The organism is Proteiniphilum propionicum, assembly GCF_022267555.1.
GTDB lineage: Bacteria > Bacteroidota > Bacteroidia > Bacteroidales > Dysgonomonadaceae > Proteiniphilum > Proteiniphilum propionicum.
This window is the reverse complement of sequence record NZ_CP073586.1, coordinates 3,175,285-3,190,476: the sequence shown is the minus strand read 5'-3', so window position 1 is coordinate 3,190,476 and position 15,192 is coordinate 3,175,285. Positions and strand designations below refer to the sequence as shown.

10 protein-coding genes are annotated in these 15,192 nt (G+C 43.2%); 7 read left to right on the top strand and 3 right to left on the bottom strand.

Annotated features, from left to right (window positions below; genetic code table 11):
- Window positions 1-99 precede the first annotated feature (99 nt).
- From KDN43_RS13260 to KDN43_RS13245, 4 genes are all read left to right on the top strand, one after another.
- Window positions 100-1,173, top strand: coding sequence for an aldose epimerase family protein (locus tag KDN43_RS13260; protein ID WP_238866848.1), 1,074 nt, complete (start codon window positions 100-102; stop codon window positions 1,171-1,173).
- A gap of 64 nt (window positions 1,174-1,237) precedes the next feature.
- Window positions 1,238-2,521 (top strand): MFS transporter, encoded by a 1,284-nt coding sequence (locus tag KDN43_RS13255; protein WP_238866846.1) that lies wholly within the window; start codon window positions 1,238-1,240, stop codon window positions 2,519-2,521.
- A gap of 62 nt (window positions 2,522-2,583) precedes the next feature.
- Entirely contained in the window at window positions 2,584-3,732 is a 1,149-nt protein-coding gene (gene galK / locus KDN43_RS13250; RefSeq protein WP_238866844.1) for a galactokinase, read from the top strand.
- A 93-nt stretch (window positions 3,733-3,825) separates the two neighbouring features.
- Complete coding sequence (locus tag KDN43_RS13245) at window positions 3,826-4,518, top strand: NUDIX hydrolase (protein ID WP_238866842.1); 693 nt, start codon at window positions 3,826-3,828, stop codon at window positions 4,516-4,518.
- Between the two features lie 60 nt (window positions 4,519-4,578).
- Here KDN43_RS13245 and KDN43_RS13240 read toward each other — a convergent pair whose 3' ends face one another.
- Both KDN43_RS13240 and KDN43_RS13235 read right to left on the bottom strand, forming a co-directional pair.
- The gene (locus tag KDN43_RS13240) at window positions 4,579-5,280 is read right to left on the bottom strand and encodes an SIMPL domain-containing protein (RefSeq protein ID WP_238866840.1); all 702 of its coding nucleotides are present in this window, start codon (window positions 5,278-5,280) and stop codon (window positions 4,579-4,581) included.
- A gap of 236 nt (window positions 5,281-5,516) precedes the next feature.
- The gene (locus KDN43_RS13235; protein ID WP_238866838.1) at window positions 5,517-6,530 is read right to left on the bottom strand and encodes a glycosyltransferase family 4 protein; all 1,014 of its coding nucleotides are present in this window, start codon (window positions 6,528-6,530) and stop codon (window positions 5,517-5,519) included.
- 249 nt (window positions 6,531-6,779) lie between these two features.
- On the opposite strand from KDN43_RS13235, the gene KDN43_RS13230 reads away from it, so the two are divergent.
- Window positions 6,780-8,246 carry a glycoside hydrolase family 130 protein gene (locus tag KDN43_RS13230; protein WP_238866836.1) on the top strand — a complete coding sequence of 489 codons (1,467 nt, stop codon included), beginning with the start codon at window positions 6,780-6,782 and terminating at the stop codon, window positions 8,244-8,246.
- Window positions 8,247-8,383: 137 nt separating this feature from the next.
- On the opposite strand, the gene KDN43_RS13225 is transcribed toward KDN43_RS13230, so the two are convergent.
- Complete coding sequence (locus tag KDN43_RS13225) at window positions 8,384-10,615, bottom strand: glycosyltransferase family 4 protein (RefSeq protein ID WP_238866834.1); 2,232 nt, start codon at window positions 10,613-10,615, stop codon at window positions 8,384-8,386.
- 746 nt (window positions 10,616-11,361) lie between these two features.
- Between KDN43_RS13225 and KDN43_RS13220 the strand changes: the two genes are divergently transcribed.
- Both KDN43_RS13220 and carB read left to right on the top strand, forming a co-directional pair.
- On the top strand, window positions 11,362-11,814 hold the full coding sequence (locus tag KDN43_RS13220; RefSeq protein WP_238866832.1) for a carbamoyl-phosphate synthase domain-containing protein: 453 nt from the start codon (window positions 11,362-11,364) through the stop codon (window positions 11,812-11,814).
- Window positions 11,815-11,874: 60 nt separating this feature from the next.
- Complete coding sequence (gene carB / locus KDN43_RS13215; RefSeq protein WP_238866830.1) at window positions 11,875-15,087, top strand: carbamoyl-phosphate synthase (glutamine-hydrolyzing) large subunit; 3,213 nt, start codon at window positions 11,875-11,877, stop codon at window positions 15,085-15,087.
- Window positions 15,088-15,192: the final 105 nt, after the last annotated feature.

Sequence of the window (15,192 nt, the reverse complement as noted above, 5' to 3'; positions counted from 1 at the left end):
ATTTTTATTAGGACGTTTCAAAAAACTGTGTTAATTTTACACCAATTATACAGAAAATCAATCTTCATCAATATCTTATTCTTAAACCCAGGAAATTACATGAACAATTTGTATAGCGAATCCGGTTTGCTTGTCAAAGCTTTTGACAAAACAGTGGATGGCAGGCAAACCGGGTTATACATTCTTAAAAACAAATTTGGAAGTGAAGTCACCGTAACTAATTACGGAGCTAAAATTGTATCGTTAATGGTTCCCGATAAAAACGGAATATTAACTGACGTAGTTTTGGGACACCCCACTATCGATGAGTACCTAACCTCGGAAGAGCCCTATTTTGGTGCTGTCTGCGGCAGAACAGCCAATAGGATTGCAGGAGGACGGTTTGAACTGGAAGGTAGGGAGTATCATCTTGCCATAAACAATGGACCAAACTCGCTGCATGGTGGCATCAAGGGATTTAACGCAGTTGTATGGGAGGTGAAAAAAGTGACAGACAACAGCATTCAACTGTTTTATCTGTCAGCCGACGGTGAAGAGGGTTTCCCCGGCAGCCTGTCTGTAACGGTAACATACACATTAACTGATGACAATGCTCTGGACATAAATTATAGGGCAACAACAGACAAAACTACCATTCTTAATCTTACCAATCACTCCTATTTTAATCTTTCAGGACAAGGCGATGAATATATTGGTGAACATATTCTTATGCTAAATGCCTCCAGCTACCTGCCTACAGACAATACAGCCATACCCTTGGGCGATGCAGAACCGGTGAAAGGAACTCCGTTCGATTTTACCCGGCCGCATGCTATTGGTGAACGTATAGATGATGATTTTGAGCAACTTAAAATTGGCCGTGGCTACGATCATAATTTTGTATTGAACAAAAAGTCAGTAAATGAATATTCTTTCGCAGGTTTATGTGAATCGCCCAAAACAGGGATCAAAATGGAGATTTATACTACAGAGCCCGGAGTTCAGGTATATACCGGTAACTGGATGAATGGTAGCTTTGTTGCAAAAAACGGTAAACGTTATCCATCGAGGTCTGCCGTATGCTTTGAGACACAGCACTATCCGGATAGTATTAATAAACCGCAATACCCTTCAGTGATTTTGAGTACCGCTGAGATATTTAATTCCAGAACTACCTACAGATTCTTTGTGTGAGATAAATATTTGAAATATAAAGTAAAATTATTCTATAATTGAAATTATTAAACAATAAAAAAGTATGAATACGACAACTCAGAAAAAGAATTACGCATTGCCTATCGCGGTAATGTTCATGTTGTTTTTTATGATCTCCTTCGTTACCGGTTTGCAGAATCCGATGGGAGTTATTGTGAAAAACCAGTTCGGCGCAAGCAATGCCATGTCTCAACTTGGAAATCTGGCAAACTTTATCGCCTATGCTTTTATGGGAATCCCGGCTGGATTAATCCTTGAAAGAAAAGGATATAAATTCACTGCCCTGATGGCTGTAGCTATTGGTTTTATTGGAGTGACAATTACCTTCCTTTCAGGAACTGTGGCTAGTTTTGGTGTATATCTGACAGGTGCTTTTATCTCAGGTTTCTCAATGTGTATGCTGAATACCGTGGTCAACCCTATGCTTAACACTTTAGGCGGTGGTGGAAATAAAGGAAACCAGTTGATTCAGTTCGGTGGTGCAATCAACTCCATTGGAGCAACTATCGTTCCCATACTTGTGGGTTACCTGATGGGTGATGTGGCACGGGCTGCTATTAGTGATGCCAATCCTGCATTGTTTCTTGCAATGGGTATTTTTGCCTTTGCTTTTATTGTTATTTTGGCAGTTAATATTCCCGAACCACGTTTGGAGATAACACGTAACCAGCCTAAAAAAGAAAAAGTAAAAGACAAGCACAGTGCATTGTCGTTCCGTCACTTCGTTCTGGGTATTATCGCAATATTCATATATGTGGGTGTTGAAGTGGGTATTCCCAACATTGCTAACCTTTATATGACAACAGGTGCTGAAGGTGGTGGCCTTGGCATAGCTGCAGGAGTTGCAGGCTCAATTGTTGGGTTATACTGGTTGCTGATGCTTGCCGGTCGTTTAATAGGTGCTTCGGTTGGTGCTAAAGTATCAAGCAAGTCCATGCTTAGCTTTACATCATCATTGGGTATCTTGTTAATATTGACAGCTATCTTTATTCCTGCAGCACTTTCGATTAATTTATTCGGTGCTGTTGTGCCTATTAAAGTTTTCTTCCTTGTTTTAGGCGGTTTGTGCACTTCCATCATGTGGGGAAGCATCTTTAACCTTGCTGTGGAAGGATTGGGTAAATATACTGAAATGGCATCCGGAATATTCATGGTAATGGTTTGCGGTGGTGGAATACTTCCATATCTGCAGGGATTAATTTCCGATAAAGCTGGCTTCCTCAGTAGTTACTGGCTTGTGATCGCAGGTATGGCATTTTTGTTATATTATGCACTTGCCGGATCAAAAAATGTTAACAAGAATATTCCTGTAAACCATGAGGAGTAAGACAAAAAGTACTCTTTACAGAACTTATTCTTACGTGATTCATATTTATTAATCAGACAATAATGACAAAAGAACAAATAGTTAAAATTTTTCATGAAAAATTCGGTGCTGAAGCACCTGAGGTATATACCTCCCCGGGGCGTGTAAACCTAATCGGGGAGCATACCGACTATAATGGTAGTTTCGTTTTTCCGGGAGCAATTGACAAAGGGATGATTGCTGCCATCAGGTTTAACGGGGCCGATAAGGTGAAAGCTTATGCAATTGATCTTGACGAAAGTTCCGAATTTGGGCTCAACGAGGAGGATCTCCCTAAAGAGGGGTGGGCGAAGTATATTTTTGGCGTATGCCGTGAGATAATTAAAAGAGGAGGTACAATTAAAGCCTTCGATACAGTATTTTCGGGCGATGTACCACTGGGCGCAGGTATGTCTTCTTCCGCTGCATTGGAAAGCACCTATGCTTTTGCGCTGAATGATATGCTTAAACTGGGTATCGACAAGTTCGAACTGGCCCGTGTGGGACAGAGTACCGAGCACAACTATGTAGGAGTAAAATGCGGTATCATGGATCAGTTTGCCTCTCTATTCGGAAAGGAAGGACATCTGATACGCCTCGATACAAAAACAATGGAATATGAATACTTCCCATTCGATCCCCAGGGTTATAAGCTGGTACTGCTTGATACGGTGGTAAAGCATGAGTTGGCATCATCAGCATATAATAAACGTCGCGAATCGTGTGAACACGCAGCAAGAACCATTGCTAAACGCCATCCTGAAATGGAATTTTTGCGTGATGCAACAATGGAGATGCTCCTGGAGGTGAAGAATGAGATCTCAGAAGAGGACTTTATGCGTGCACAATATGTTATTGAGGAGACTCAACGCGTAAGAGATGTGAGCGATGCCCTTGAACGGGGCGACTATAAAACCGTGGGTGAGAAAATGTATGAGACTCATCATGGTATGAGCAAGTTGTACGAAGTGAGTTGCGATGAGCTCGATTTTTTGAACGATATTGCACGTGAACATGGGGTTACCGGTTCACGTGTTATGGGTGGAGGGTTTGGAGGTTGTACCATCAACCTTGTTAAAGATGAGTTACATGACAGTTTTGTAGCCGATGCCAAAGAAAAATTTAAGGCGCGCTTTGGCCATGAGCCGAAGGTGTACGACGTGGTAATAAGCGACGGTGCACGCAAACTTTAAGCTCTGTAAACACAAACCATGATAGAGAAGTAGGGATACGACAGTATCCCTCTTCTGTGTTTTTTTAACCGTTTTAACTACCTTATAATTACTATGTTACAGACATATTACAAAAATAATGATCAATTTTTGATCGCAGTGGATTGCATTATTTTTGGTTTTAGCAAAAAAGATCTTCACGTACTGCTTACCCGGCGGCCTGTTGAACCTTTAAAAAATAAATGGTCTCTTATGGGAGGTTTTATGGAAGCAGATGAAAGCCTGTATAAGGCAGCTGAAAAAGTGTTATACCGGTACACTAAACAGAAAAACATTTACATGGAGCAGGTAAAGGCTTACGGAGAGATAGACCGTGATACGGGGGGACGGGTTATTTCTGTAGCCTTTTATGCACTGGTGCCAACGGAAAATTTCAATACCTCACAGGCACGAAAGTTTGATGCCAAATGGACAAACATAAATAGACTACCGCAACTTATTTTCGACCACAACCTAATGGTAAACGATGCTCTAAAGCTTCTTCAGTATAAAGTTTCGACGCAACCTCTAATGTTTCGCTTCTTTAATAACAAGTTTACACTTCCTGCTTTGCAGGATCTTTATGAAGCTATTTATCAAATGCCTGTGGATAAACGTAACTTTAGGAAGAAACTCAGCTCGATGAACCTGTTGGATAAACTGGAGATAAAAGACAAGGAAAACTCTCGCAGAGGAGCCTTTTATTACAGATTCAACCAAAACAAATATGAGAGTTATCTTAAAACTGGAAAACGCTTCTCTTTGTAAGCGATATGCAATCTTAGTTATTTATTAGGTCTAAATATTGCAGACTGTTGCTGGTTCGTTTTAATTTTTCAGGTAGTAGTTTACCGTGGTTACTACCCTTATATTTTTAATGTATGGCGTGTTGGCATCCCTATCGGTAATGGAGAACTGCCCCTGTGAAGCATCGCGTATCTTACCGAGCTTGCTTCCGGAGTCGATGGCGAATTTTTCGGCGGCAAGCCGTGCGTTTTTGGTAGCCTCCTCTATCATTTGAGGTTTAATATCATTCAACCCGGTGAACTCGTAGATGGTGCTATAGCGGTAATCGCCACCCGTAATGGCAACACCCTGCTTCAGCAGTTCGGTTTGCTCTGAGATTAGTTTCCTTATTTTCTCCACATCTTTGGAAGTAACGGTGATTACCGATGTAGCATTGTACCGGTATTGAGGTGTTTGTGCGGAGTAACGTTCTGCCTCCATATCAATTATTTCAGGAGGAGCAACGCTTATCTCTTCGCTTGATATGTCGTTTGCCTGTAAAAACTCCACAATGGTTTTGTTCTTCGTTTGAATATTGTTGTAGAGCGTTAATAAATCATTACCTAAATCTTTGTACATCAAAGGCCAAACAACCTTATCTGCAGGGACCTCCATCTCGGCAAGTCCCTTTACCGTTACTACACGGTCTCTGTTTTTAAAATTACTGATACCGGTATTAATCATGACACCTATTAATGTCAGTCCCACCGCAATAATCAATGATTCTATCCTCCAGTTTTTCATTTTTATAAGTTTTTTTACGGAACTTGCACCTCACTATAACTGTTAAGTGAGAATGATTATGCCCGCACGTTTCATGTTTTTATTATATGTTTAACAACTAAACGGATAAATAGTTTTAAAAAACCTATTGTTTCCTTCACTTGCTCCCTTTATTGACATTAGGCGAGTTTGTAAATCCGGAAACGGATAACGAGAACAGAAGAAGCGTAAAAGAAAAGAGCCGGGTAACAGTAAAATTATTTATTCAAAATATTTTCATACACTTTTATATAGCTCTGAGCCATGACCTCCTTGGTGAAATGCTTTTCCACAACCTCTCTACAAGATTGCCGGCTGATTTTATCCACCTTCCTGATCTTCTCAATGGCATCTTCTGAGTTCTCTGCAAGATAGCCGTTTTTCCCATCGGTTATCAGCTCAGGCATGCTCCCTTTGTTGAATGCTACTACAGGTGTTCCGCATGCCATAGCCTCCACAATGGATAGGCCAAATGGTTCATTAAAATTGATAGGATGCAAGAGCAGTCGCGCATTTCCCAGTAACCCGTCACGCCTGTTAGCGCCCACGCTGCCTATATATTCAATTTTGCCCTCTTTTAGAAAAGGCTTAACATAAGTGTCGAAATACAACTGATCCTGAATAATACCGGCGATAATCAGCCGCATATCAAGTGCCAGGGCAATCTCTACCGCCTCTTTAGTTCCCTTGTCGTGATGGACCCTCCCGTAATATAGCAGATAGTCGCCTGTCGGATTAGGATTGAAGGTAAAATTACCCGTATCAATGCCATGATAAACGGTGGCAATATAGTCCAGCAGGGGCGAACGGTCGGCATTGCTTATGGAAACATAGTGTGTTTTGCGGTTGTATTTTTTGTACACCGGCATAATGCGAGGCGATGAGAAACCGTGTATAGTGGTAATTAAGGGTGTATCTGTCAATCCCGAATAAGTTAACGGTAAAAAATCGAACTGGTTGTGAATAATATCAAATTCCCCTGCATGTTCAAAGCATTCCGATATGTGAAGACATTCCCACACCTTTGGATCTATGCTCTTATCCTCCTCGTACCCCCTTTGACATACTGATCTAAGCTTTGCTTCTGTTATTGAATTGGCAGTGGCAAAAAGAGTTACATCTATCCCTTTTTTTACCAACTCTTCTGTAAGCAAAGAAGTAACAAGTTCCCAGGGCCCGTAATGAACAGGGGGCGTTCGCCAGGCTATGGGTGAAAGCATTGCAATTTTCATATGATGATTTGTTTTTTCATCTCTTCCGGCACCCATATCCGCTGATAGTGGCAAAGGTGGAAGGATGCTGACAAAATTACATTTTTTTTCTCAGTTTTTCTCCGGATGGATGGAAATGTCTCCACCAGTCCGGAAAAAGGAATGGAATACCAAACAGAAAAACCACTTTTAAGGGATAATCCGAGGAGATGAACGCAAAAAATATTATCTTTGTTACTGATGCACTGCAATTTTTAAAATTGTTTTTTTATGATGAGAATAACTGTAAACAGGTTGCCAAACAGGTTTTATCCTGATTTTAAGAGGGTGATCATTCGTTTCCACGATCTTGGGGCACAACGGACCCGTGATTTGATGTTAAAGGTGATTGAGATGGATGAGGTGATTGCACGTCAGACATTGATGCAGACCCTGCGTGAGTTTTCCAAGCGGCATCGAAACCTCACACGAAAATTCAAACATCATTACCGGGAGGCTCTGAAGATTGTTGGAGAAACGCTCCCCGAACTGGATGAGATAAGCGAGGATAAAAAACTGCTGATCGGATCCTATTTCTCGATGGAGTATGCGATCAGTTCTGCAGCATTTTTTAATCCTTCTATTGTCGAATCGCCTGACCAGACGGGGCTTGAAGAGGGCTCGAAGCGTGTGATTATCAGTTTCCGCGCTACAGGCGAGGGACATATTTCCAGTATCGTGTTTCACACCGGCGTGATTGATCGAAACGGAGCACTCAGTTTTGAGCAGACAGGACATTATGTGGATGAGCCGGAAGTAGTGAAAAGACATACCTACGACAAGGCTTTGATTGAAACCAAGCTGCGAGAGATGGGTGTGGAGGGAGAAATTGTCCGCGCGGTGATGCAGCCTCTGAAAGAGACGTTCATTTATGGCGAGCTGCTGGGCTCAGCTCTGGAAGTGCTGGCACGCCCTTCGTTGAGCGAGGAGGAACGCAGAGATGTTGACCATATTGTCTGGGTGGCCGATTCGCACTATCGCATAGAGTTTTCACGGGATACCCATATTTCCGAAAGGGTTATTTTCCCCATATCTTATACGGAACGAAGAGGCATTGAGGATGCACGTTTCGTACGTTTTACCGATGATGACGGAAAGGTTATCTACTATGCTACCTATACCGCTTACGACGGATATACGGTTCTCCCGAAGATGATTGTTACGGAAAATTTTTACTCTTTTGAGGTGAAACCGCTTCACGGAAGAGGGACACAAAACAAGAATCTTGCCCTGTTTCCGAGGAAGATACGTGGCCAGTATGCCATGTTATCGCGCATCGATGGCATCAACAGCTATATCGGCTTCTCCGACAACATCAATCTCTGGCAGCAACCTGTCAAAATACAGGAGCCAAAGTATCCGTGGGAGTTTATCCAGACGGGAAACTGCGGCGCCCCGATTGAGACGCCTGAGGGATGGCTGGTGATCACGCATGGAGTGGGGCCGATGAGACAGTATTGCCTGGGTGCTGCTTTGCTGGACCTGTATGATCCGACAAAAGAGATTGGCCGCCTGAAGGAACCGTTGCTCGCACCCAACGAGGAGGAGAGGGAGGGTTATGTCCCCAACGTAGTCTACTCCTGCGGATCCATCCTGCACAACAATCACCTGATTGTTCCATATGGATTGTCAGATACGGGCGCCGGGTTTATGTCCATCGATATCAGGGAACTGATTGGGAAGATTCTCAACTCCTGATGCATGCTTCCGACAGCCAGGATTCCGGCTCGTGGTTTTGCAGAACGGTCAGATGCGTGATGAGGGCAGTTAAGGGCCGGAACAGTGTACACTTCTCGAAGAAGGGAGAATATGGATGGGAAGACGATGCTTTTGCGTCATACCAGTAAATCATTCTTGTTGCGCAGAAAAAACGAGATGCTCATCAAAGACATCAGCCATGAGATGGTGGACTCTGCCCCCTGGTTGAGATTCACACCATTTGCCTGCAGTCCGTCGCGACAGCCGCCTGTTGCAAAATCATACAAAGACTCTCCACGATCATTTTCTCCCGTGAACCAGTAAAATGCTTTCAGTGCATAATCGGCATAGGTGCCGTCCTTTACAAACTCCTCTGCCTGAAGACAAGCATCGATCATGCCGTTGGCCTCGAGGGGTTGCTGATCGAACGCTGCCTTGCCATGCGGGGTAAGCCACCCGTGGTTGCCTATGGGGGAAAAGATGCCATCATGGAATTGTTTTTCAATGAGCCAGTCCAGCACCTTCAATCCGCGTTGAATCACCGATTCATCATTCAACAACATCCCGGCATGGATCAATGCGTGGGGGATGCGGTTGTTGGCATAGCTCACCTTTTCTTCAAACCAGCGCCATTCCGATCCGATGGGTTGATCAAACAGGTCGCACAGTTTCTTTACACAATGCTTCAGCCTTTCAATCACTGCTTCTTCCCCATGCGCTTTTGCGTGATAAGCCAATCCCAATGCAGCGTATGACAGCGCCCGGGGATGAGTCAGCGTTCCGACCGATTTCCACACCTTCCCGAACAGGTAGTTGGCGTGATGATGGAAATTGCATACATCGGTATAGGCCGTCGTGTATCCAAGTGCCCACGCCACTCTCCCCGTAGTGTCTTCCGATCCTTGGTCATCAAGCCATTTTCTTTCATAATTCATCAAATTTCTAAACTTCGAAATGGCAGGATTGTAAGCGTAATCGATGAATGAAAGATAGGTGCCGGTGAGCCGGGTCACTTCATCCACATCCTGCACCTCATTCTGCAGCATTACCGACAGGAGCAGTGCCCTGGCGTTATCATCCGTACAATACCCGTGGTTTCGGTCGGGCACATTATACCGGGCATGTTGCAGAATACCGGTGTAGTCTGTTAAGACACGGAGGTGATCCAGTTTGATGGGCGGAAGGACAAACTTTGATTCCATCACCTGCGATGGCTCAGTGATGGCTCTGATTTTGTCTTCCGCAATGATCTGGTCAGTAAGCTCATAATACTGTTTGCCAATCATGGGCCAATAACACTCTTTGGCCAGGTTGAATGCATTCCGGGCAATCGTTTGCCTTTTGTCCTCATTCTCCAGCAGATCGTTGATGTGCGCTGTCAGCTGATCTGAGTTGTTAAAGTCAAACAACAGGCCTCTCTCCTCGGCAAGCATCTCTTTGGCGTACCAGAAGGGGGTAGAGATGATGGGTTTAGCAGCTCCCATGGTGTAGATCAGTGTCCCCGAGGAGATCTGTTTTTCACCCAGATAAGGAATCACATAGATATCGCACAGTTCCAGGTAACTGAAGAGCTCCTCATTGGTGACAAACCGATTGATAAAGATCACATGCTTTTCCAGTTTTAACTTGTTTACGAGTCTGATGAGCATGAGCCGATAATCTTCCCCCTCATGCTTCACGACATGGGGATGAGTAGCGCCCAGCACAATATAGACAGTATCCGGGTATTTCTCCACGACTTTTGGCAACGCTTTGATAACCACCTCAATAGATTTGTTTCTGGAGAGAAGGCCGAAGGTAAGCAACACCTTTTTGTTTTCTACTCCCAACTTTTGCCTGAGATGGGAAACGTTTTTGGTTTTGTAATGATGAACCCCATGGTGAATGTGTACACAACCGGAGGCGGGAATCCCGTACACGGTCCGCAGCAATTCAATGCCTTTTTGGGAGATACATACCAGCTTTTGGGAGACGCGTGCAAGCTCACTGATCACCTTCCTCTGATTGTCGGTGGGATTATCGATCACGGTGTGCAGCGTGGTAATTACAGGGATCCGTAAACGTTTCAGCAGTTGGAGAATGTGTATGCCGTTCAAGCCGCCATAAATTCCGAACTCATGCTGCACAATCACTGCATCAAAATTATTCGAGTTCAGATATTCAGCGGCGTTGATGTAGGATGCCATCACATTCTGCTCAATCTCAAACACCACATCTTCAGAATAATTGTACCGGTTTAAACCGTCGTTCATGGCTACCACGCCGGTGGATACGCCTTTAGCCTTCAATCCTTCATTTAAGTCTTTTGTAAATGTGGCAATGCCACATCTACGGGGAGGATAATTCCCAATTATTGCAATCTTATTCATATTTAAACTAAAAATTACTTTAACTGACTTTCGTATATATCCATGCTATGCATATCTTAATACATTAAATGTTTAAGCTTCAACCGGAACTCATACGATAATTGAATTACTTTATATCTGAGTTACCTCCGAAAAGTTTTTTCACTCCAACCGTGTCAAAACAGATATTGATATTCAATGCGTTATAAATAATTATTTTTTGATATTTTGAATTTTCGAGCATACTCATGCCTCAATCCGTAAAGATTTTCAGCATATTCCGAAAAATAAACATACGAAACCTGTATGAGAATTGCTAAATCTTTCCTGAAATACGCAACAATGTTTATTACTTACTGATTAGTAGTGGTTTACATAATATTTAGCATGCTTTCTCCACCCTGAATATAAGCAAAAATTTTGAAAAAAGCAAATGAAAAAGATCTGTACGCCTAATAAAAATACTCTACTTATCCATCTACTTGTCATCGTAACACATGCGTTTATTACTTTCTCATGCAGCTAAATATGAGACTTATATATCTATTTTAGAGTACCCATCATATGAAACAGGTTACAAAACATTGGAAGTCGTGCATTTAGCTGTAATCTGTTAACAAGTAAATTTTAATAATATATTTACCGTATTGTTAAAGTAATTATTTATTCAAAGTTGCGGTTTATCAGTTGTAATGTTCTCAGATTTTTTTTCTATCTTTGCATTCTAATATCATAATATATCAACTCGAAATAACAATGTACGCACTATGCAGAGAGAAAGACCGGTGCGATTGATCCTTGTAAGCGGTACGGCTTTTCACGGATGGTCGTTTGGAGCCCGAGAGGCAGCATCGGGAGAGGTGATTTTCAATACAGCTGCTACAGGGTACCGGGAAAGCCTGACGGATCCCTCTGGTAAAGGCCAAATATTAACACTCATATATCACATAATCGGAAATAACGAAGTTCCCGCGCACAGCGAAACAGACGTGATTTCCGATTTTTTTGGGCCCGGATATCTACATTTGGCTCCCCTTATCCTAATGTGCTACTCCAGAGAGTATTCGCATTTGAGTAGTGAAATGGGATTTTCAGGCTACCGAATTATTAATGATACTCAGCTTTCTGCCAATAACTGTTTGACGAATGCTTTTGTTAGGTCACTCAGTAAAGCCGGCAACCAGATTATAGCTGTAAAACATTGGAGAGGGTACAATTAATAAGAACTATATTTTAAATATTTTAGTAATACACTAAGCAATATATATAAGTAAATATAAATGGATAAATCAATCAAGAAAGTTATTTTACTGGGTTCCGGTGCCCTGAAGATCGGACAGGCAGGGGAGTTCGATTACTCCGGCTCGCAGGCATTGAAAGCAATGCGTGAAGAGGGAATAGAAACAGTGTTGATCAACCCCAATATCGCAACCATACAAACCTCTGAAGGAGTAGCCGATACAGTTTACTTCCTGCCCATTACGCCCTATTTTGTGGAGAAAGTAATTTGCAAGGAACAGCCAGATGGCATACTACTGGCTTTTGGCGGACAGACAGCGCTGAACTGCGGAACGGAATTGTACCTGAACGGTACGCTTGAAAAATATGGGGTTCGCGTGCTGGGCACTTCGGTCGATGCTATTATGATTACTGAGGATCGTGATCTCTTTGTGAAAAAGTTGAATGAGATTGAAGCAAAGACTCCCCACTCACATGCTGTGGAGAGTATTGACGATGCACTGCTAGCTGCCCGTGAAATTGGTTTTCCCATTATGGTTCGATCGGCTTACGCCTTGGGAGGGCAAGGGTCAGGTATTTGCGAAAACGAAGAGGAGTTTATCGAACTTTGCAAAAGTGCCCTCTCTTTTTCAGATCAGATACTTGTGGAAGAGAGCCTCAAAGGTTGGAAAGAGATTGAGTTTGAGGTTATACGTGACAAGAAAGGCCACTGTTTTACCGTTGTGCCTATGGAGAATTTTGATCCGCTGGGTATCCACACCGGCGAAAGTATTGTGGTGGCCCCCATCATCACCCTTGCCAAAAAACAGGTAGCCTTGCTTGAGGATGTTGCCCGGAGGGTAGTTAAACATATTGGGATTGTGGGTGAGTGCAACATACAGTATGCATTTAATGCCGAAACAAACGACTATCGAATAATAGAGATCAATGCTCGCCTGAGCCGTTCGTCTGCTCTAGCCTCCAAAGCATCGGGGTATCCTCTGGCTTTTGTGGCTACCAAGCTGGCCTTGGGCTATTCACTGGACCAGATAGGTGAAATGGGAACGCCAAATTCTGCTTACGTGGCACCCGAGGTAGATTATATGATTGTGAAGATACCTCGTTGGGACCTTAATAAGTTCTATGGTGTGAGTCACGAGATTGGTTCTTCCATGAAGTCGGTTGGAGAGATAATGTCTATTGGCAAATCGTTTGAAGAAATTATCCAGAAAGGGCTACGAATGATCGGGCAGGGAATGCACGGTTTTGTGGGAAACAGGGAGATGACTTTCGATGATGTGGAAGAGGCACTATACAAACCTACCGATATGCGTATCTTCGCCATCGCTGATGCGTTGGATAAAGGGTATAGTGTAGAAAAAATTGAGGAACTGACAAAGATAGATCGCTGGTTCCTGGAGAAGCTGGAGAATATATACAACTATTCAAAGGTACTCTCTGCATACAATAAGATAGAAGAGCTACCGGAAAATGTACTTAGAGAGGCAAAACGTCTTGGCTTTTCCGATTTCCAGATTGCCCGTTTTGTGGAAGATCCTCAGGGAACCCTCGAAAATGATTTAATCAGGGTGCGCAATCACAGGAAAAAATTGCAGGTTGTACCATCTGTGCAACGAATCAATACCGTTGCTTCGGAGCATCCAGACAAAACAAATTATCTCTACTTCACCTATGGTAGAGGTGATAGTCGCCACACGGTGAAAGAGGATAAGGAGGCTGTTATAGTTCTGGGATCAGGTGCGTATAGAATTGGTTCGTCAGTGGAATTCGACTGGTGTTCGGTCAACGCCGTGCAAACAGCCCGTGATCTGGGTTATGCATCGGTGATGATAAACTACAATCCTGAAACGGTATCAACCGATTATGATATGTGCGACAGGCTCTATTTCGATGAGCTTACGTTTGAACGTGTTATGGATGTTATAGATATTGAGCATCCTAAAGGGGTGATTGTCTCTGTAGGGGGGCAGATTCCTAACAACTTAGCTATGAAGCTGCACAGGCAAAACGTACCTGTCCTGGGTACTTCACCACTCTCCATAGACCGGGCAGAAAATCGCCATAAGTTCTCTGCTATGCTCGATGAGCTGCGTATTGATCAGCCGCGATGGAAAGAGATGAGCAGCTTTGAAGAGATTGATTTATTTATTGATGAGGTGGGTTTCCCGGTGCTTATCCGTCCCTCTTACGTGCTCTCAGGCGCTGCAATGAATGTGTGTTATGACAAGGAGCAGATGCACACCTTCTTGAAGATGGCTTCAAACGTATCGAAAGAATATCCCGTAGTTGTCTCCTGCTTTATGCAAAATGCCAAGGAGATTGAGTTTGATGCTGTGGCCAGAGAGGGTGAGGTGGTTGAATATGCTATCTCTGAACATGTGGAGTTTGCAGGTGTTCACTCAGGCGATGCCACTCTTGTTTTTCCTGCTCAAAAAATCTATTTTGAGACCATGCGACGCGTTAAGAAGATATCGAAGCAGATTGCCAGAGAGCTTAATATCAGTGGCCCTTTTAATATTCAGTATCTCGCCAAAAATAACGATATAAAAGTAATAGAGTGCAATCTGAGAGCATCGCGTTCATTCCCGTTTGTATCTAAGGTCCTTAAACACAATTTTATAGAGACAGCAACCCGCATCATGCTGGATGCTCCCTATACCAAACCCGACAGCTCGGTGTTTGATCTGGAATATATTGGAGTTAAAGCATCGCAGTTCTCATTCTCTCGCCTGCAGAATGCCGATCCGGTGCTTGGTGTGGATATGGCTTCCACCGGTGAAGTAGGCTGTATAGGAGATGATTTTTCAGAGGCAATCCTTAAGTCGATGCTCTCTGTTGGGTACAGAATACCTAAAAAGGGAATTCTTATCTCTTCGGGTGAGATGAAGTCTAAAGTTGATCTGCTTGAGGCATGCAAGCTGCTTGGAGAGCGAGGGTATGATCTCTATGCCAGCCACGGTACGCAGAAGTTTCTGGAAGATAACGGCATTATGGCGACCGATGTCAACTGGCCTGATGAAGATGGTGATAATAACATCAAGAAAATGATTTCAGAAAAACAATTCGACTTGATTATTAATATTCCCAAAAACGTAACTCGCAGGGAGCTGACAAACGGTTACATTATTCGCCGTGCTGCAGTGGATTACAATATTCCTCTCATTACTAACGCCAGGCTTGCTAGCGCTTTTATCACCGCTTTCTGCAAGAAGGATCTTGAAGATATTGAGATAAAGAGCTGGGATGAGTATTGACCACGGCCGTTTGATAAAGTGAAAGAGAGACATTGATACATCTACCAAAAAAGAAGAGGGTAAAGTCACATTATGACACCCTCTTTTTTTATATTCCTATTTTGA

Bases quoted from the DNA above. Each gene is read 5' to 3' on its own strand.
- KDN43_RS13235 (WP_238866838.1), bottom strand. From the start codon at position 6,530: ATGAAAATTGCAATGCTTTCACCCATAGCCTGGCGAACGCCCCCTGTT.
- KDN43_RS13245 (WP_238866842.1), top strand. From the start codon at position 3,826: ATGTTACAGACATATTACAAAAATAATGATCAATTTTTGATCGCAGTG.
- KDN43_RS13260 (WP_238866848.1), top strand. From the start codon at position 100: ATGAACAATTTGTATAGCGAATCCGGTTTGCTTGTCAAAGCTTTTGAC.
- KDN43_RS13230 (WP_238866836.1), top strand. From the start codon at position 6,780: ATGATGAGAATAACTGTAAACAGGTTGCCAAACAGGTTTTATCCTGAT.
- galK (WP_238866844.1), top strand. From the start codon at position 2,584: ATGACAAAAGAACAAATAGTTAAAATTTTTCATGAAAAATTCGGTGCT.
- carB (WP_238866830.1), top strand. From the start codon at position 11,875: ATGGATAAATCAATCAAGAAAGTTATTTTACTGGGTTCCGGTGCCCTG.
- KDN43_RS13240 (WP_238866840.1), bottom strand. From the start codon at position 5,280: ATGAAAAACTGGAGGATAGAATCATTGATTATTGCGGTGGGACTGACA.
- KDN43_RS13225 (WP_238866834.1), bottom strand. From the start codon at position 10,615: ATGAATAAGATTGCAATAATTGGGAATTATCCTCCCCGTAGATGTGGC.
- KDN43_RS13220 (WP_238866832.1), top strand. From the start codon at position 11,362: ATGCAGAGAGAAAGACCGGTGCGATTGATCCTTGTAAGCGGTACGGCT.
- KDN43_RS13255 (WP_238866846.1), top strand. From the start codon at position 1,238: ATGAATACGACAACTCAGAAAAAGAATTACGCATTGCCTATCGCGGTA.